The organism is Actinomadura chibensis NBRC 106107 (assembly GCF_001552135.1).
Lineage (GTDB): Bacteria > Actinomycetota > Actinomycetes > Streptosporangiales > Streptosporangiaceae > Spirillospora > Spirillospora chibensis.
In genome coordinates, this window is the sequence record NZ_BCQP01000001.1 from 136,770 (window position 1) to 154,268 (window position 17,499).

Below are 17,499 nucleotides of genomic sequence, written 5' to 3' on the forward strand. Positions count from 1 at the left end.
CGTGCCTATGCGGTTCATTCCGGCGGGCCCTGGGATGCGGGCGTGGCGGTGCTGGCGGACTTCGCCGCCGTCGCCAACCGCCAGCCATTGGAAGTGCGTTCCACGAAGCCCGCGGCGGCCAGGAGGCCCAGCTTGGCGTTGACGGTCGGCAGGTCCGTCCCCGCCTTGACGGCGAGCTGGGCGGGACCGACCGCGCCACGGGACGGGAACGCTTCGAGGACGGACCGGGTGACCGGCTCCAGGCGGTCGCGCGGGAAGACCGGGGTGTGCGGGGGCGGAGCGAGGTCGGTGCCGAGGCGGCCGACCGTTTCGATGATCTCCTCGGTGCGGGTGATGACGGTGGCGTTCTCCTCGCGCAGGAGCCGGTGGCAGCCGACCGATGTCCGGCTGGTGATCGGACCCGGGACGGCCATCACCATGCGGCCGAGTTTGGCGGCCCAGGCGGCGGTGTTGAGGGCGCCGCTGCGGGCCTCCGCCTCGACGACGAGCGTCCCGCGCGAGAGGGCGGCGATCACCCGGTTGCGGATCAGGAAGCGGAGCCGGTGCGGGTGGGTGCCGGGCGGCGACTCGCTCACCAGCAGGGACCGCCGGGCCATCTCGGCGAAGAGCCCCTCGTTGGATGCCGGATAAGGTACGTCGACACCGTTCGCGAGGACCGCGACGGTGCGCCCGTCGGCGGCGAGCGCGCCCCGGTGGGCGGCGGCGTCGATCCCGAGCGCGCCGCCGGAGATCACCGTCCAGCCCTCGTCGGCGAGTTCGGAGGCGAAGTCGGAGGCGGCGCGCATGCCGTAGGGGGACGCGGCGCGGGAGCCGACGACGGCGACCGAGCGCAGGCAGTTGTAGCGCAGGTCGCCGGGACCGCGCAGCCACAGGGCGTAGGGGCGTCCACTGCCGAGGTCGTCGAGGGTCGTCGGCCATTCGGGCTCGCCGGGGCAGACGAGACGTCCGTGGAAGCGGGCGCAGACGGCCATGTCCTGGTCGGGTTCGGCGGCGATCAGCCGGATCCGCCAGTGTGCCAGGCGGTCGATCTCCTTCGGGTTGGCCGGTACGTCGTCGGGGAGCCGTCCGGTGTGGATGGCTTCGAGGGCCCGCTCCGGACCGGACCTGTCGATGATCCGGTTGAGGAAGGCGTCGCCGGGTTCGGCGACGGCGGTCAGGGTGGCGCGGGCGGTGCGCTCGTCGCTCATTGGCGCACCGCCGACCAGAGGGCGAGCGCGCCGCCGACGTCGTCCGGCCCGGGCTCGTCGTGGCCCGCGAGGTCGGCGAGCGTCCAGGCGACCCGCAGGACGCGGTCGAGCCCGCGGGCGCTGAGCGCGCCGCGCTGAAGGGCCTGGTCGGCGCCCTGCATCGCCTCCGCCGGCGGGGTGAAGCGGCGGCGCAGCTCCGGCCCGGGGATCTCGGAGTTGGATCTCCACGGGGTGCCCGCCAGGCGTCTGAGCGTCCGGTCCCTGGCGAGCAGGACGCGTTCGGCGACCACCTTGCTGGACTCGGCGAACTCCAGGTCGTAGCGGAGTTCGGCGCGGCTGGCCGGGGTCAGCTCCAGCTTGAGGTCGATGCGGTCGAGCAGCGGGCCGGACACGCGGGACGCGTACTTGCGGCGGGCGCCGGGGGCGCATGAGCAGTCGATCTGCTTGGCGGCGGCGCACGGGCATGGGTTCGCCGCCAGGACGAGCGTGAACCGCGCGGGGAACCGCGCCATGCCCTCGATCCGGCTGATCCGCACCTCGCCCTCTTCGAGCGGCTGACGCAGCGCGTCGAGCGTTCCGGCCAAGAACTCCGGAGCCTCATCCAGAAAGAGGATCCCTCGATGGGCCAGGGACACGGCTCCGGGCTGGAGGACGCGCCCCGACCCGCCGCCGACCAGCGACGCCCGGGACGCCGAGTGGTGCGGCGCGTAGAACGGCGGCTGGACGATCAGCGGCTGGCCCGGCCGCAGCGTGCCCGCGACGGAGTGGATCGCCGTGACCTCCAGTGCGACGTCGGGCTCCAGGGGCGGCATCAGCGTCGGCAGCCGCTCCGCGAGCATGGTCTTGCCGCAGCCGGGAGGCCCGGCGAAGAAGAGATGGTGCCCTCCCGCCGCGCTGATCTCCAGGGCGCGGCGTGCCTCCGCCTGCCCGCGGACGTCGGCCAGGTCCAGGTCGGGCGGGATGTCGTGCCGCCGCACCGAATACCCGTCGACGGGGGAGGGCGTCCCCTCGTCCTGCTCCTCTTCGATGGGCGGTGGCTGGTCGCGCAGCACACAGAGGAGAGCGCGCAGCGTCCTCGCCGACACGACCTTCATGTCCGGGACGAGTTCCGCCTCGGCGGCGTTCGCCTGCGGGACGACCACCGTCTGGCAGCCGTTGTTCGCCGCCGCCAGCACGGCGGGCAGCACGCCCTGGATCGGCCGCAGCCGGCCGTCCAGGCCGAGTTCGCCGATCAGCACGAGGTCGGCGCAGGCGCGGGCCGGGACGGCCTCCGCCGCCGCGAGCAACGCGATCGCGATGGCCAGGTCGAAGGTCGAGCCCTTCTTAGGCACGCTCGCCGGGAACAGCGACACCGTGACATGCCGGTTGGGCCAATCTTCGCCGGAGTTGAAGATGGCGGCCCGAACGCGGTCGCGGGCCTCGCTGAGCGCGGTGTCCGGGAGGCCGACCAGGTGGAGGCCGGGCACACCGCTGGTGATGGCCGCCTCGACGTCCACGACGAGGCCGTCCACCCCGACGAGCGACACTGAACGGGTCTTCGCGAGCGTCATCTAGCACACCTCCTTCAGGTGGTCGATGGAGAAGCCGGTCCCGTCGGAGATCAGGCCGAGGACGTCCACCCGCACGGTCGCCGACCCGACGCCGTGTGCGGCGGCCCACCGCCAGGCCAGCCGCCGTAACCGGGCGGCCTTGTCCGCCGTGATCGCTTCGAGGGGGTCGCCGAAGCGGGTGGAACCGCGCGTCTTCACCTCGCACACGACGTGTCGGCGGCCGTCGTGGGCGACGATGTCGAGCTCGCCCTCCTGGCACCGCCAGTTGCGGTCGAGAATCCTCCAGCCGAGTCCGAGCAGGTAGTCGGTGGCGGCGTCCTCGCCGCGCCTGCCGAGGCTGATGTGGGCTTTCATGGCCTCACCTCCGGACTTCGACGATGCCGTGCGGTGACGGCGCGTGACAGAGGGAACGCGAATTGTGGATAACCTCGGGAACATTCGCGACGATCACGGCGAAACGGCGGCGGGTCCTTGCTTCGGCCGGGTGTCTGGCGCAGCGTGACGCCTGTGACCCTTGCGCTGGAGGAAGCCGTCTCCGAGTTCGGCCGCCATCTGCGCGCGGAACGCGACGTCTCGCCGCACACGCTGCGCGCCTACCTCGGCGATCTGAACGACCTGGTCGGATACGCCGCCGGCGTCGGCGTGACGGAACCGGGGGAGTTGGACGTCCCGCTCCTGCGCGCCTGGCTCGCCCGCCAGCACGCGCTGGGCCGGTCGCGCGCCACCCTGGCCCGCAGGACGGCGGCCGTCCGCGCCTTCACCCGCCACCTGCACCGGCGAGGTCTGCTCGAAGACGATCCCGGGCTGCTGCTCGGCACTCCGAAACGGCAACGGGACCTGCCGACCGCACTCACCCAGGAAGAAGCCGCACGTCTCCTAGAAACTATGGACGCCCAGGGCCCTCTCGGCCTCCGCGATCTGGCCGTCCTGGAACTGCTCTACGGGACGGGCGTCCGGGTCAGCGAACTGTGCGGTCTGGACATCGACGACCTGGATACCGGCCGTCGCACGGTCCGCGTCCTGGGCAAGGGCGGACGTGAGCGGACCGTCCCGGTGGGAGAACCGGCCGTCCGGGCCGTCCAGGACTGGCTCCGGGCCGGGCGCCCCGCCCTTGCGACCGAGAGCAGCGGCCCCGCCCTGTTCCTGGGCGTGCGCGGCGGACGCCTGCACCCGACCAGCGCGCGCCGCATCGTCCACGACCGGATCAACGAGGTCGGCGAAGTCCCCGACCTGAGCCCGCACGGCCTGCGCCACAGCGCCGCCACCCATCTGCTCGAAGGCGGGGCGGACCTGAGGAGCGTCCAGGAGATCCTCGGCCACGCCTCATTGCAGACGACCCAGATCTACACCCACGTGTCGCCCGAACGCCTCAAGCACGTCCATCGGCAGGCCCACCCCCGCGGGGCCCAACCCACCTGACCGCCCCCACCCAACTACGACTGCTAAGGCGTATCAGGCGGCTTCCATGTCCCGGACAGAACGGGGTGTGGCAGCGGGCGCGACTTGGTGAGCGGGACGATCTGCTGCTACGAGCCCTGCTCGATCCCCAAGGCCAGCAAGGACGCGCGGCAGCACTGGCGGCTGTGGCCGGAGGTCGGTGGTGGAGTAGTGCGCCGTCCCGCGTCTGGGGGGCGGGACGGCGGGAGCGAGTGTCAGCGGGCGCGGCGGAGGCGGCGTTCCCGGGACAGGTTGATCACCCCCGGCGGCGGGCGGCGCCGCCGGTGCAGTCGGAACCGGAGCCCGGTCCGGCGCCAGACGAACGCCAACGCGAGGGTGAGTAACACCCCGGTCAGCGCTCCTCCCGTCGCCATGGTGGCGTCCCGGAGCGCCATGGCGGGCTCGTGTGACGCCCTCGGGGCAGGAGCAGGCGACGCCGTGGACTTCGGCCAGTAGGGCAGCAGCCGCACCTGGCGCTGGACCAGGCTCAGCGGATCCAGATAGAGCGAGCCCCGCAGCAGCCCCCAGTGCAGGCACGGCACCCGGCAGTGTGCCACGCCTCCTTCCAGGACCCCGATCCGCGTGCCCGGCGATACCCGCCGCCCTACGCGGACGCTGGCGTGGACGGGCAGATACGTCGTCCGGAGCACGCCGTGATCGATCGCGACCACGCCCCGTCCCGCCAGTGGCCGGGCGTAGGAGACGCGTCCCGCACCGGCGGCGTAGACGGGCTGCCCCGGCCGGGCCGCCAGGTCGACGCCCCGGTGGCCGGGACCCCACGGCGAGGCGGGCGGTGCGAAGCCCCGGACGACCGGCGGCGCGGGCGGTCCGAGCGGCCAGCGCCAGACTCCGGGACTCGGCGTCCCGAGGGCGATCGTGCAGGTGAGGAGCAGTGTCAGCAACGTCATGAATCGCAGCCTGCCGCCCCGCCGGACGCGGCGGCAGAGGCTCCGCCAACTGTGGATAACCTCGCCCGCCGTTCATTCCCGGACACCCCCGCGCCCTGATAATCTGTAGCAGTGTCCGAGAGGGCACCGGCCAGGGCCAGGCCGTCGACGATCCGTCCGCAGGGGGGAGAGACGAGAAGCCGCGGTGAGCGGCGAGGTCACAGACCCGGAAACGGGTCACAGCCGCCTGGGGATGTCCCGGCGGCTGATTTCACGCGCCCGCATGCCACCGCAGACATGGTGGGGCGCCGTCCCCAGGTCCGTCGCCGCGGCGACGGTGGGACGGCACCCGGGCGCAGAGGACAACCAAATGCGGCCCGGCAGGGCCAGAGAAGGAGAACACGGGCAATGGCACCCGTCGTCACCATGCGGCAGCTCCTTGAGAGCGGCGTCCACTTCGGCCACCAGACCCGCCGCTGGAACCCGAAGATGAAGCGCTTCATCCTCACTGAGCGCAACGGCATCTACATCATCGACCTCCAGCAGTCCCTGTCCTACATCGACCGCGCCTTCGAGTTCGTCAAGGCCACGGTCGCCCACGGCGGGACGATCCTGTTCGTCGGCACCAAGAAGCAGGCCCAGGAGTCCATCGCCGAGCAGGCGACCCGGGTCGGCATGCCCTACGTCAATCAGCGCTGGCTGGGCGGCATGCTCACGAACTTCTCCACCGTCCACAAGCGCCTCACCCGGCTCAAGGAGCTGGAGGAGATCAACTACGACGACGTGGCCGGTTCGGGCATGACCAAGAAGGAGCTCCTCGGGCTCCGCCGCGAGAAGGACAAGCTGGAGCGCACCCTCGGCGGTATCCGCGACATGGCGAAGGTTCCGAGCGCCATCTGGATCGTGGACACCAAGAAGGAGCACATCGCGGTCAACGAGGCCAAGAAGCTCGGTATCCCGGTCGTCGCGATCCTGGACACCAACTGCGACCCGGACGAGGTCGACTACCCGGTCCCGGGCAATGACGACGCCATCCGCAGCGTCAGCCTGCTGACCCGCGTCGTCGCCGACTCCGTCGCGGACGGCCTCATCGCCCGCGCGGGCGCCGCGCCCGGCGGGGACGAGAAGCCCGCCGAGGGCGCCGCCACCGCGGTCTCCGAGGAGCCGCTTCCCGAGTGGGAGCGGGACCTGCTGAAGCCGTCCGAGGAGGGCGCCGAGGCTCCGGCGGAGGCCGCCGCGACCGCCGCGGAGGCCCCGGCCGAGGACGCTCCCGCCGAGGAGGCCAAGGTCGAGGAGGCCGCGGCCGAGGAGGCGCCGAAGCCCGCCGAGGCCGAGCAGGCCTGATCCCGCGGTCCCGGCCGTCCGGTGCGGACGGCGCCGGGACCGTCGCGGGTCCCACGACCAACGACGACGAGAGAAGCGAAGAGAGCAATGGCTAACTTCACCGCCGCCGACGTCAAGCGGCTGCGCGACCTGACCGGCTCCGGAATGATGGCCGTGAAGAACGCCCTCACCGAGGCGGACGGCGACTTCGAGAAGGCCACCGAGCTGCTGCGTCTCAAGGGCGCCAAGGACGTCGGCAAGCGCGCCGAGCGCACCGCCGCCAACGGCCTGGTCGCCGAGTACTTCGCGAACTCCGGCGACGGGGCGCTCCTTGAGCTGAACTGCGAGACCGACTTCGTCGCCAAGAACGAGCAGTTCATCCAGCTGGCGAACCGCCTCGTCGAGTTCGCCGCGGGCAGCGGCGCCGCCGACGCGCCGGGCCTGCTGGGCGCCGAGATCGAGCCGGGCAAGACCGTCCAGGCCCTGATCGAGGAGAACAGCGCCAAGATCGGCGAGAAGCTGGAGCTGCGCCGCTTCGCCCACTACCAGGGCGCCTACGTGGCCAGCTACCTGCACAAGTCCGACCCGTCCCTGCCGCCGACCACCGGCGTGCTGGTCGAGCTGGACAAGGAGAACCCCGAGGTCGCCAAGGACGTCGCCCAGCAGATCGCGGCGATGGCCCCGAAGTACCTCACCCGCGAGGAGATCCCCGCCGAGGCGGTCGAGAAGGAGCGGGCGCTCGCCGAGCAGCTCACCCGGGACGAGGGCAAGCCCGAGCAGGCCATCCCGAAGATCGTCGAGGGCCGGGTGAACGCCTACTTCCGCGACTTCGTCCTCCTGGAGCAGGCGTTCGTGAAGGACAACAAGAAGACGATCGCGAAGGTCCTGGACGAGGCCGGGGTCAAGGTCGTCCGCTTCGCCCGGTTCAAGGTCGGGCAGGCGTAAGGGCGCTCTGGAGACGGACACCCGAAAGACGACGCGAGGCAAAGAGGAGGCCGCCGACGTGCCGGACAACACGACCACTAGCGCGACGGCGGCCTCGTCGCCCGTACCCGGGCAGCACGCGCCGCGTGCCGGGTGGAGGCGGGTCCTGCTGAAACTGTCCGGCGAGGCGTTCGCCGGACGCGACCCGCTGGGGATCGACCCGGAGGTCGTCCAGCACGTGGCGGAGGCCATCTCCGAGGCAGTGCGGGACGGCGTCCAGGTCGCGGTCGTCTGCGGCGGCGGCAACATGTTCCGCGGCGCGGTCATGGCCGAGCGCGGCATGGACCGCGGCCGCGCCGACTACATGGGCATGATCGGGACCGTCATCAACTGCCTCGCCCTCCAGGACTTCCTGGAGAAGTTGGGGCTCGACACCCGCGTGCAGACCGCCATCACCATGAGCCAGGTGGCCGAGCCGTACATCCCGCGGCGCGCCATCCGGCACCTGGAGAAGGGGCGTGTCGTCATCTTCGGCGCCGGTCTCGGGCAGCCGTTCTTCTCCACCGACACCACCGCCGCCCAGCGCGCGCTGGAGATCGGTGCGGAGGCCGTCCTGAAGGCCACCCAAGTGGACGGCGTCTACGATGCCGATCCGCGAAAGAATCCTGACGCGGTCAAGTTCGACCGTTTGGATTACGGTGAAGTCCTACAGCGGGGGCTGAAGGTCATGGACGCGACGGCCATCAGCCTCTGCATGGACAACGCGCTCCCCATCGTGGTCTTCGACCTCATGGGGCAGGGCAACATCGTCCGGGCCGTCCGGGGTGAGAAGATCGGCACGCTGGTCAGCCCGGAGGAGGGCTGACCGGCAGCCCTCCAGCCGCAGTACGCGTCGCGGCGCCGGACGCGGAGCCGGGCGCGGAGCGGAACCGTCCGACCAGGCCGACCAGATGACACGGGAGTCACAGTGATCGACGAGACCCTCCTCGAAGCAGAGGAGAAGATGGAGAAGGCGGTCGCGGTCGCCAAGGAGGACTTCCAGGCCATCCGCACCGGACGGGTCACCCCCGCCATGTTCAACAAGATCACCGCCGAGTACTACGGGACGCCGACGCCGATCAACCAGCTCGCGTCGTTCACCTTGCCGGAGCCCCGGATGGTCATCGTCCAGGTCTTCGACAAGTCGTCCATGCAGGCGGTGGAGCGGGCGATCCGGGACAGCGACCTGGGCGTGAACCCCACCAACGACGGCAACGTCATCCGCGTCGTCTTCCCCGAGCTCTCGGAGGAGCGGCGCAAGGAGTTCATCAAGGTCGCGGGCCACAAGGCCGAGGAGAGCCGGGTCTCCATCCGCAACATCCGCCGCCGCGCCAAGGACACCCTCGACAAGCTCGCCAAGGACGGCGAGGCGGGGGAGGACGAGGTCCGGCGTGCGGAGAAGGAGCTCGACGACGCCACGCACCGCTACGTGGCGCAGATCGACGAGCTCCTTGAGCACAAGAAGGCTGAGCTGCTCGAAGTTTGATGGGACTCGACGACGCCGGGGAGCCCTCCCGCTCCCCGGATGAGCCGGAGGCCGACATGGCCGGGCGGACGCCGGATACGTCCACCGGGGACACCTCGTCCTCCGGCCCCACCCCCTCCACGGGCGCGCACGCGTATGCGGGCCCTTCCGACAACGGGACGTCCCCCGAGGCGACGTCCGGCAGCGGGACGCCCGGAGACGAGGCGTCCGCCGACGGGACGTCCGGCGGCAAGCGCGAAGGCAAGGCGGGCCGTAACCTTCCGCTCGCCATCTCCGTGGGCCTCGGGCTCGGGGCCCTCGTCCTGTTCTCTCTCTACACGGTCAAGGAGATCTTCCTGGCCGTGATGGTCGTGTTCCTGTTCGTCGGTATGCGGGAACTGACCGAGGCGTTCAAGAGCCGCGACATCCGCGTCCCGTTCATCCCGGTCGCGACGGGCATGGTCGGTACGCCCGTCGTGACCTACGTGTGGGGGCCGACCGCGACGGTCGCGGCGCTGTCCCTCACGGTGCTCGCGCTGCTGATGACGCGGATGACCGAGGGCGCCGAGGGGTACGTGCGGGACGTCGCCGCGGGCGCCCTCGTCGCCGGTTACCTGGTCCTCATGGGCGGCACCGTGGCGCTCCTGCTGCGCCCGGACGACGGCGACCACCGCATCGTCATCTTCATCGCCATCACCGTCGCGAGCGACACGGGCGGGTACTTCGCGGGGTCGTTCCTGGGCAAGCACAAGCTGGCGCCCACGATCAGCCCCAAGAAGACCTGGGAGGGCGTGACGGGATCGGCCCTCACCTGCATGGCCGTCGGCGGCTGGCTCGTCTGGTGGCTGATGGAGGGCGGCCACGTCTGGCAGGGCGTCCTGATCGGCCTCGCCGCCGTGGTGACCGCGACCGCCGGCGACCTCGTCGAGTCGATGATCAAAAGGGATCTCGGCATCAAGGATCTGGGAACGATCCTGCCCGGCCACGGCGGCGTCATGGACCGCCTGGACTCACTGGTCGCGACCGCACCCGTCGTGTGGCTTCTCTTGGAACTGTTCGTTCCCGCCTAGGGCCGCCCGTAGGGGCTCCTAGGCGGGGGTGCTGCGAACTGGGGCGTGGGCGTTAGGAGACGACCCAGGAACGGCCCTGCTGGGCGAGGCGGCGGACGAGCGCGTCCGATCCCTCGCTCTTGGCGAAGCGGTGTTCGTCACCGGTGATGGGCACGAGCCACAGCCACCGGACGGGGTCCTCGTTCTGCGTCAACCCGGTCAGGTCGGGGGAGGCGGGGCCAGGCAGACGGCTCGGATCGTCCAGGAGAAGGACGCCTTCCCAGGCGGACTCGCCGTTGCGCAAGGGGAACGTGCGGGCCTCGTGGTACCACTTGACGACGTCCCCTGGGGCGAACCACGTCACCGAACGCCACGGGTACTGGGCCAGCCAGGGGAAGATGCTGCCCGCGCGCTGACTCGGCAGGGTGCTCGCTACGGCGAGTTCGATGCGTCCGAAGGGGGCGACGTCGTCCTCGTACAGTTCGACCGTGGGCATCCGTTGGCGGCACATCCCGACCGTGCTCAGCACGGTGAATCCCCGGTCGCCTCTTGCCGGACGTTCCGAGACCCCTACGGTCGGGGCCACGCTCGTCCGGCCGCCGCCCAGTTGGCGTCCGACATCGTGCCAGTAGTGGCCACCCGGGCCGAGCCTCTGCAGGAGGTGGCCGAGCACGGACTGCTGGAACTCGGCCCAGGAACCATCCGCGCGGCACATCTTCCAGTGCTCGCGGGCCCGGTCGACGCGTGGTCCGAAGTCCTCGATCTCCTCCTCCAGGGGGAAGGCGAACGGGCTCTGCCGGACGGCGTCGCGGGCGTATCCGGGGATGCCGCGCCCCATGTCGGACCAGCCGGGGATCACGAACAGCGGATCGCCCGCCTCCAGGACGGCGACCCCGTCGCCCTCCTCGAACCACACGACTTCTAGGGCGTCGACGTCCAGTTCCTTGCGTCCCGCCGGGTGGCGTACATGGGATTCCGGCATGAGGGGCGCTCGGCCCGCGTCCAGGCGGGACCGGTCCAGGTCCGGTGGGGCCTTGCGGTGGTTCGCGACCCATACCGCCCCGACCACCGAGTCCCGCGCGTCTTTCAGGAAGGCCGCCGTAACGTCGCCGTCGGTCTCGACGGTGAGCCGCCGGCTGCCGTACGGGCTGGCCGCGGTGTGGAGGACCGCGGCCGTGGATCCCCGGGGCGGGGACGCTCCCCTGCGCAATACCGACATGATCGAGACCTTAGTCGCAGACAAGGTCATCTGCAGCGATGTCGCGTGGCGGACGAGAAGGCGTGTCCGCAGGCGGACGACGCACACCCAGGTGTTTGCCACACTGGAGGGACCATGGCTGCCACCCGATCCGCCCCCGCCGACCCTGCGCCGAAGAAGACCCCGGCGAAGCTCGTGTTCGCCGCGCCCAGGCGCGGCAAGCCGCCGAGGCACCTCGCCGACCTCACCGCGGCGGAGCGCCGCGAGGCGGTGGCCGAGCTGGGCGAGAAGCCGTTCCGGGCCGACCAGTTGTCCCGGCACTACTTCGCGCGCCTCGTGGACGATCCGGCCCAGATGACGGACCTTCCAGCGGCCGTCCGGGAACGTCTCGTGTCCGAGCTGCTGCCGTCGCTGCTGACCCCGGTACGGGAGCTGACGTGTGACGGTGGCACGACCCTCAAGTCGGTGTGGAAGGCGTTCGACGGCGTCCTGTTCGAGTCAGTGCTGATGCGGTACCCGGACAGGGCGACCATGTGCGTGTCGTCCCAGGCGGGGTGCGGTATGAACTGCCCCTTCTGCGCGACCGGTCAGGCAGGGCTCACCCGCAACCTTTCCACGGCGGAGATCGTGGAACAGGTCACCGCGGGCGCGCGCGCTCTGGCTCGTGGCCGTATCCCTGGCGGGACCGGTCGCGTCTCCAACATCGTCTTCATGGGCATGGGTGAGCCGCTGGCCAACTACAAGGCGGTGATGGGCGCGGTACGGCGTATCACCGACCCGGCCCCGGCGGGACTGGGCATCTCTCAGCGTGCGGTGACCGTGTCCACGGTCGGGCTCGTCCCGGCCATTGAGAAGCTCGCCGCCGAGGACATGTCCGTACGGCTGGCGGTGTCCCTGCACGCGCCCGACGACGAACTGCGCGACGAACTCGTCCCCATCAACAACCGGTGGAAGGTCTCCGAAGTACTGGACGCGGCGTGGGCCTACGCGGACCGTAGCGGACGCCGTGTCTCGATCGAGTACGCGCTCATCAAGGACGTCAACGACCAGGCATGGCGGGCCGATCTTCTCGGAAGGCTCTTGCGCGGGAATCTCGTACACGTCAACCTGATTCCGTTGAACCCGACGCCGGGCTCCAAGTGGACCGCTTCCAGGCCGTCGGACGAGCGCGAGTTCGTCCGCCGCCTGGAGGCCCACGGGATCCCGGTCACGGTGCGCGACACTCGGGGCAGGGAGATCGACGGGGCCTGCGGCCAGCTGGCCGCGGCGACGAAGGACTGAGCGCGGCGCGGGCGTGTCCCTGTCGTCCCGCGGGCGCCGGGGATACGGCTGAGGAGCGGTGCGCGGTGCGACCCAGTGCGCGGCTGCCGGTGGTCCTGCGGGGGTACGACCGGGGCCAGGTGGACGGTCTGCTGAAGCGGATCTCGCAGGCGTTGAACGGCGGCCCGCCCATGGACGCGGACGAGATACGGACGACGCGGTTCGACGTCGTCCTGCGCGGCTACGAGCCCCGCGCCGTGGACGAGCTGGTGCGCGAGTGCATCAGGGAGCTCGAGGCCAGGGGGCCGATCGCGGAGCGTCCCGGCCGTCCGCGCGCCAACCCCAGCTGGCTGATCAACTGGATCCAGAACGCCCGCTTCTCGGGCGCCGGTCTGCGCTCGGGCTACGACGTCCGCGACGTAGACGCCTTCCTGGACCGCGTGATCGCCGGGCTGCGCGGGGCCGCCCCGCCGGTCAGCGCCCGCGACATCCGGGAGAGCGCGTTCCGCGTCGTCCGCCTCGGACCCGGCTACGACGAGCAGGAAGTGGACCGCTTCCTGGTGCAGCTCGCGAGCGCCCTCGAAGGCCGCTGACGAAGTTATCCACAATTTCGGCGGAGGGTGTGCGGGCGGCGCGGGGCGCGTCACGCTACGTGCATGGACGATTTCGCGGCACAGTACCGGCGGCTCCGCGCCCTCCTCGCGGCCTTCCTGCTCCCCGAGTTCACGGCGGCGCTGCTCCCGCTGATCAGGCCGGCGCTGAGGCTCGGCGCGGGCGGTGGGGCGCCCGTCCACCTCGGCGGCACGCCGCTCCTTCCGCGTGGGGTGTCGTGGCCGCGCTGGAACGGCCGTCCGCTCGACTTCCTCGGCGCGATCGACTTCGCCGAACTCGCCGGGTTCGGTGACATCCGGGGTCTTCCGACGTCCGGCCGGGCCGCCTTCTACTACGCGACGGCGACGCCGCGCCCCTGGGGCGACGAGGCGGCGCAGCGGGACGGCTGGCGCGTCCTGAGCGGCGACCTCAGGCCCGCGACGCCGCCCGCTGACGCACTGACCTTCCGCGAGACGCACCTGTACGCCAGCCCGTTCCTGTCGCTGCCCTCGCCGCAGGAGTTGCCCATGCGCCGGTTGGAGGCCGCGTGCCGGGGATTCCTGCCGGTCTACGAGCAGTTGCATGCCGCCTGGTCCCAGTACGCCTGGCCGGACGGGATGCCCGCGCACCAGTTGGGCGGCTGGCCGACGCTCGTCCAGCGCCCCCTCGGGCCGGACTGCCTGTACGCCTCCACGGGCCGCGCGCTGGACTCGCCCCAGCCCCCGAGGCTGTCACCCGATGAGGAGGGCACCGTGGACGACTGGAGCCTCCTGCTCCAACTCGACTCCGACCAGCGCCTGGGGTGGTACTGGGGCGACCCGGGCCGCGTCTACTTCTGTGCCCGCCCCAACGTCCCCTTAGAGGAATCCTGGCTGAGCCTGCAAGCCACGTGACGCGCGGCCCGGTTATTCGACCGGGCAAGTGCGCAGGGTGCCGCGAGATCAGGGACGGTGGCGGACCGCAGTGGTGATGTAGGCGACTCCTACCACCGCAGACCAGACGGCTAGATGCAGTGCGATCTCTGGGAAATGTGAGGTGAATTCGTTGGCGCCGTCGTGGGCGGCGCGGAGCCAACCGATTAGAGGGACAGAGAGCCAGGAGAGACGTCCAATGCCCAGGAGGGTCGTGGCGGTGAGCGTGCCGAGGAGCGCGAGCAGGGAGACGCCGGGGTCGGGGATCAGGGCTCGGCTCGTCCATGCGCCGATGAGCGTGCCGGGAACGGCGACGAGGAGGTTGAGCGCACAACCCGCGAGGATCGCCGATCCCGGCGACCCCACTTGAACCGCCTGGAAGAGAGGGATGACCAATGCGACGACCCCCAGGGAGAGGTTCACGCAGTAGGCCGAGAGCAGTCCTGCCAATGTGGGAGTCGAGGGGCGCCGGGCGGCGAGGGCGGTCAGCGCGCGCTGTTCGTCCGGCTGGGTGTCGAGGAGGGCGCGGGCCGCCCAGGCCCAGATGGGGAACATGAACGCCGCCACGTCCCCGAAGGTGCCGATGGCGAGATCGGAGGCCTTCCGTCCGGCGGGCCCCTGGACGAGGACGAGCACCACGACGAGCGCTACGACGATCAACGGATACAGCACGCGCAGGGAACGGACATAGCCCGCGACCTGGAATCTGACGAGCGCCGTCACCGCTCTGGCCTTCGCACTCGGTAGCCGTCCGCGCGAAGCTTGGTCTCCACGGTGTCGGCCTGATCGGTTGGGACGTCGATTTCCAGGACGGTCCATTCCGTCTTGATGGACGAGAGGGGGGTCACCTTTCCGTCGGCCACGCGGAGCCGGTCGATTTCCGGGAGAGCCTCGATGCAGCGCTGGTGGTCGCTGACGACCACCGTGGTGCCGCCCGTCGCGATCTCGGAGATCAGGGCGGGCAGGAGGTCGCGGGTGGCCGCGTCCAGACCGGCGAAGGGCTCGTCCAGGATGAGCAGTCCCGGATCGTCCAGGAGGGCTTGTGCGAGGCCGATCTTTTGCGCGCTGCCCTTCGACAACTCGGGGAGCCGTACCCCAAGGAGGTGATCAAGTCCCAGACGCTCGACCCACATCCCGACGGATTCTGCGGGGGCGCGGCGTATCGCTGCCATGTGGTCGAGGTAGCTCCGGACGGTGAACGGCTGGTTCACCGGAAAGCGCTCCGGCGCGTAGCCCACGCGCTTGGGCCGGTCGCTGATGACCCCCTGACCCGGATTCCGCAAACCGGCGATCACTCGGAGCAAAGTCGACTTCCCGGCACCGTTGCGTCCGGTCACTTCCGTCACACCGCCGGGAGGAAGCGACAACGTCACGTCCCTGAACACCCACGGGTCTTTCCGGCGATATCGAAACGCGACACCTTCCAACCGCATGAAACCCGAACCGTAGCCGCCCACGAGTAAGCCCACCGTTAACCACCAACCCCACCCCCGCCCACCACTCCCAACCCCGCCCACGACCTTCACCCCCGCCCACCACTTCCGCCCGCCCACCACCCTCAAGTCCGCTCATCACTTCCAAGCCCGCTCGCCACCTTCAAGCCTGCTCGCCACCTTCAAGCCCGCTCACCAGCTTCAAGCCCGCTCACTAGTTCCAGGCCTGCTCATCACTTCCAAGCCTGCTCGCCACCTTCAAGCCTGCTCACCAGCTTCAAGCCTGCTCATCACTTCCAAGCTGGCCCACGACCTTCAAGCTGGCCCACGACCTTCAAGCTGGCCCACGACCTTCAAGCCCGCTCACTAGCTCCAAGCCCGCTCACTAGCTCCAAGGCTGCTCACTAGCTCCAAGGCTGCTCGCCACCTTCAAGCCCGCCCACCAGCTTCAAACCTGTTCATCACTTCCAAGCCTGCTCGCCACCTTCAAGGCCGCTCATCACCTCCAAGCCCGCTCGCCACCCTCAAGCCCGCTCACTAGCTCCAAGGCTGCTCACTAGCTTCGAGCCCGCTCGCCACCCTCTAGTCCGCTCGCCACCTTCAAGCTTGCTCGCCAGCTCCAAGCTCGCTTACCAGCTCCGCAGCGGCCTCCTTCCATCACCTTCGGCCACCAGCTCCTTCCACCACCTCCGCCCACACCTTCCGTCCGCGACAGCAGTTGGTGTCCGCGGCAGCGGTTGGTGGGTGGTTGGCGGGCCGGTCGGGTTGGTGGGGGCTGTTGTTGCGCGGGGTGAGGGGGCGGTGGGTATGGCGCTGGTTTTCTGGGTGTCTTGCCGGGGTGAGCTGGCGGTTGCCTCGGTGTGCTGGGGGTTGGCCTTCTTGTCGGTGGTGGGGGTTGAGGGGTGGGGTGGGGTTTAGTTGGGTTGGGGTGGAGGTTCGGATGGGTGATCAGGGGTGTTTGTTCTGCGAGATCGTCAAGGGGGAGAGGGGTGCGCATGTTGTGATGGAGCGGCCTGAGGCGGTGGCGTTTCTTGATTCGCGGCCCTTGTTCAAGGGGCACACGTTGCTGGTGCCCCGGGTGCATTACGAGACGCTCACCGATCTGCCGGGGGAGTTGCTGGGGCCGTTCTTCGGATATGCGCAACTGCTCGCGGGGGCGATGGAGTCGGTGCTCGGGGCCGCCGGGTCGTTCGTGGCCATGAACAATCGGGTGAGTCAGAGCGTCCCGCATCTGCATGTTCATGTGGTGCCGCGCAACCGGAAGGACGGGCTGCGCGGGTTCTTCTGGCCGCGGCAGAAGTACGAGTCGGACAACGAGGCGGCCGAGTACGCCGGGCGTCTGGCGGCGGCGCTCGGTGCGGACGGCGGGGAGGTCGGGTCAGGTCAGGGCGAGTAGGACGGCCGTGAAGGGCCCCGAAGGGTCCGTGTCGGGGGAGAGGTCGGCGTCTTGGGCCGCCGCCTCGTACAGGTCGCGTTCGGCCCGGTCCAGGGCCGTGGAGAGGACGTAGTCGGTGACCGTCCAGCCGATCAGCTCCGCGGCCTTGCGGATCACGAGAAGCTGCTCCGCGGACGGCCGGAGGGCGAGGTCGGCCTGGGCGGCGGGAAGGTCCTGGCGAACCGACTCAGACATGGCCGGTCTCCTTCCTTGCGGCATCTCAACGTACGCCGCGAGGTGTGGACTGGACATCCCCACTGAGGACGAGAATTGCGCGCCCCGGGGAGGAGTCAGCGAGTACCCCAGGAGTAAGTCTGCTTGCGCAATTTGAGATAGACGAAGCTCTCGGTGGAGACGACGCCGGGCACGGTGCGGATGCGGCCGAGGAGTTCGAGGAGGCGCTCGTCGTCCTCGCAGACGAGTTCGAGGAGGATGTCGAACGACCCGGCGGTGATGACGACGTAGTCGATCTCGTCGATGGCCGCGAGCTGGTCGGCGGTCTTCTCCAGGTCGCCCTCGCACTTCACGCCGATCATCATCTGCCGGTGGAAGCCGAGCATGAGCGGGTCGGTGACGCCGACGATCTGCATGACCCCGGTGTCGAGGAGCTTCTGCACGCGCTGCCGGACGGCGGCCTCGGAGAGCCCGACGGCCTTGCCGATGGCGGCGTAGGAGCGGCGGCCGTCCTGCTGGAGCTGCTCGATGATCTGCTTGGCGGTCTCGTCGAGCTGGACGCGGGCTGCGCGTTCCATCGGTGGTCTCCCTGATCTGCGGCATCGAGGGCATGAGGCGTCTGCGTCAAGTGAATCA

The 17,499-nt window shown here is 70.3% G+C and carries 19 protein-coding genes; 10 read left to right on the top strand and 9 right to left on the bottom strand.

Annotation, left to right across the window (positions count from 1 at the left end; translation table 11 throughout):
• Positions 1–14: 14 nt before the first annotated feature.
• Genes dprA through ACH01S_RS00685 form a run of 3 tightly spaced genes read right to left on the bottom strand, consistent with a single transcriptional unit; the run spans position 15 to position 3,091 of the window.
• Positions 15–1,187 (bottom strand): DNA-processing protein DprA, encoded by a 1,173-nt coding sequence (gene dprA / locus ACH01S_RS00675; protein WP_067883969.1) that lies wholly within the window; start codon positions 1,185–1,187, stop codon positions 15–17.
• The gene (locus ACH01S_RS00680) at positions 1,184–2,737 is read right to left on the bottom strand and encodes a YifB family Mg chelatase-like AAA ATPase (RefSeq protein WP_067883971.1); all 1,554 of its coding nucleotides are present in this window, start codon (positions 2,735–2,737) and stop codon (positions 1,184–1,186) included. Before ACH01S_RS00680 ends, dprA begins: the two co-directional genes overlap by 4 nt.
• Positions 2,738–3,091, bottom strand: a complete 354-nt coding sequence (locus tag ACH01S_RS00685; RefSeq protein WP_067883973.1) for a YraN family protein — start codon at positions 3,089–3,091, stop codon at positions 2,738–2,740.
• A 153-nt stretch (positions 3,092–3,244) separates the two neighbouring features.
• Between ACH01S_RS00685 and ACH01S_RS00690 the strand changes: the two genes are divergently transcribed.
• Positions 3,245–4,156 (top strand): tyrosine recombinase XerC, encoded by a 912-nt coding sequence (locus ACH01S_RS00690; protein WP_246236881.1) that lies wholly within the window; start codon positions 3,245–3,247, stop codon positions 4,154–4,156.
• A gap of 233 nt (positions 4,157–4,389) precedes the next feature.
• On the opposite strand, the gene ACH01S_RS00695 is transcribed toward ACH01S_RS00690, so the two are convergent.
• A complete protein-coding gene (locus ACH01S_RS00695) occupies positions 4,390–5,082 on the bottom strand; it encodes a murein hydrolase activator EnvC family protein (RefSeq protein WP_067883978.1) in 693 nt (230 codons plus the stop codon).
• Positions 5,083–5,469: 387 nt separating this feature from the next.
• Between ACH01S_RS00695 and rpsB the strand changes: the two genes are divergently transcribed.
• The 5 genes from rpsB (at position 5,470) to ACH01S_RS00720 (ending at position 9,882) form a co-directional block, all read left to right on the top strand.
• Positions 5,470–6,405 carry a 30S ribosomal protein S2 gene (rpsB, locus tag ACH01S_RS00700; RefSeq protein ID WP_067883980.1) on the top strand — a complete coding sequence of 312 codons (936 nt, stop codon included), beginning with the start codon at positions 5,470–5,472 and terminating at the stop codon, positions 6,403–6,405.
• Positions 6,406–6,492: 87 nt separating this feature from the next.
• Positions 6,493–7,329, top strand: a complete 837-nt coding sequence (gene tsf / locus ACH01S_RS00705; protein ID WP_067883982.1) for a translation elongation factor Ts — start codon at positions 6,493–6,495, stop codon at positions 7,327–7,329.
• 145 nt (positions 7,330–7,474) lie between these two features.
• Positions 7,475–8,173, top strand: a complete 699-nt coding sequence (gene pyrH / locus ACH01S_RS00710) for a UMP kinase (protein ID WP_246178889.1) — start codon at positions 7,475–7,477, stop codon at positions 8,171–8,173.
• Positions 8,174–8,275: 102 nt separating this feature from the next.
• Positions 8,276–8,833, top strand: a complete 558-nt coding sequence (gene frr / locus ACH01S_RS00715; protein WP_067883986.1) for a ribosome recycling factor — start codon at positions 8,276–8,278, stop codon at positions 8,831–8,833.
• Positions 8,833–9,882, top strand: coding sequence for a phosphatidate cytidylyltransferase (locus ACH01S_RS00720; RefSeq protein ID WP_246236883.1), 1,050 nt, complete (start codon positions 8,833–8,835; stop codon positions 9,880–9,882). The genes frr and ACH01S_RS00720 overlap by 1 nt, the downstream gene beginning before the upstream one ends.
• Before the next feature lie 52 nt (positions 9,883–9,934).
• Here ACH01S_RS00720 and ACH01S_RS00725 read toward each other — a convergent pair whose 3' ends face one another.
• Complete coding sequence (locus ACH01S_RS00725; protein ID WP_083980122.1) at positions 9,935–11,080, bottom strand: suppressor of fused domain protein; 1,146 nt, start codon at positions 11,078–11,080, stop codon at positions 9,935–9,937.
• 114 nt (positions 11,081–11,194) lie between these two features.
• Here ACH01S_RS00725 and rlmN point away from each other — a divergent pair, with 114 nt between their 5' ends.
• The 3 genes from rlmN to ACH01S_RS00740 all read left to right on the top strand — a co-directional run bounded on the left by rlmN (position 11,195) and on the right by ACH01S_RS00740 (position 13,803).
• On the top strand, positions 11,195–12,340 hold the full coding sequence (rlmN, locus tag ACH01S_RS00730; protein WP_067883988.1) for a dual-specificity RNA methyltransferase RlmN: 1,146 nt from the start codon (positions 11,195–11,197) through the stop codon (positions 12,338–12,340).
• 65 nt (positions 12,341–12,405) lie between these two features.
• Positions 12,406–12,912, top strand: coding sequence for a DivIVA domain-containing protein (locus ACH01S_RS00735; protein WP_148344549.1), 507 nt, complete (start codon positions 12,406–12,408; stop codon positions 12,910–12,912).
• Positions 12,913–12,975: 63 nt separating this feature from the next.
• Positions 12,976–13,803 carry a DUF1963 domain-containing protein gene (locus tag ACH01S_RS00740; protein ID WP_067883992.1) on the top strand — a complete coding sequence of 276 codons (828 nt, stop codon included), beginning with the start codon at positions 12,976–12,978 and terminating at the stop codon, positions 13,801–13,803.
• 48 nt (positions 13,804–13,851) lie between these two features.
• Here the strand turns inward: ACH01S_RS00740 and ACH01S_RS00745 are convergent, their stop codons facing one another.
• Positions 13,852–14,544: a hypothetical protein gene (locus ACH01S_RS00745; protein WP_067883994.1), complete on the bottom strand. Its 693-nt coding sequence runs from the start codon at positions 14,542–14,544 to the stop codon at positions 13,852–13,854.
• Positions 14,541–15,278, bottom strand: a complete 738-nt coding sequence (locus ACH01S_RS00750; RefSeq protein ID WP_246236885.1) for an ABC transporter ATP-binding protein — start codon at positions 15,276–15,278, stop codon at positions 14,541–14,543. The genes ACH01S_RS00745 and ACH01S_RS00750 overlap by 4 nt, the downstream gene beginning before the upstream one ends.
• 916 nt (positions 15,279–16,194) lie before the next feature.
• Here ACH01S_RS00750 and ACH01S_RS00755 point away from each other — a divergent pair.
• On the top strand, positions 16,195–16,650 hold the full coding sequence (locus ACH01S_RS00755) for an HIT family protein (RefSeq protein WP_067883996.1): 456 nt from the start codon (positions 16,195–16,197) through the stop codon (positions 16,648–16,650).
• Here the strand turns inward: ACH01S_RS00755 and ACH01S_RS00760 are convergent.
• Positions 16,633–16,884 carry a type II toxin -antitoxin system TacA 1-like antitoxin gene (locus tag ACH01S_RS00760; protein ID WP_067883998.1) on the bottom strand — a complete coding sequence of 84 codons (252 nt, stop codon included), beginning with the start codon at positions 16,882–16,884 and terminating at the stop codon, positions 16,633–16,635. The two genes, ACH01S_RS00755 and ACH01S_RS00760, sit on opposite strands and share 18 nt — an antisense overlap.
• A gap of 95 nt (positions 16,885–16,979) precedes the next feature.
• Positions 16,980–17,441 carry an Lrp/AsnC family transcriptional regulator gene (locus tag ACH01S_RS00765; RefSeq protein ID WP_067884000.1) on the bottom strand — a complete coding sequence of 154 codons (462 nt, stop codon included), beginning with the start codon at positions 17,439–17,441 and terminating at the stop codon, positions 16,980–16,982.
• Positions 17,442–17,499: the final 58 nt, after the last annotated feature.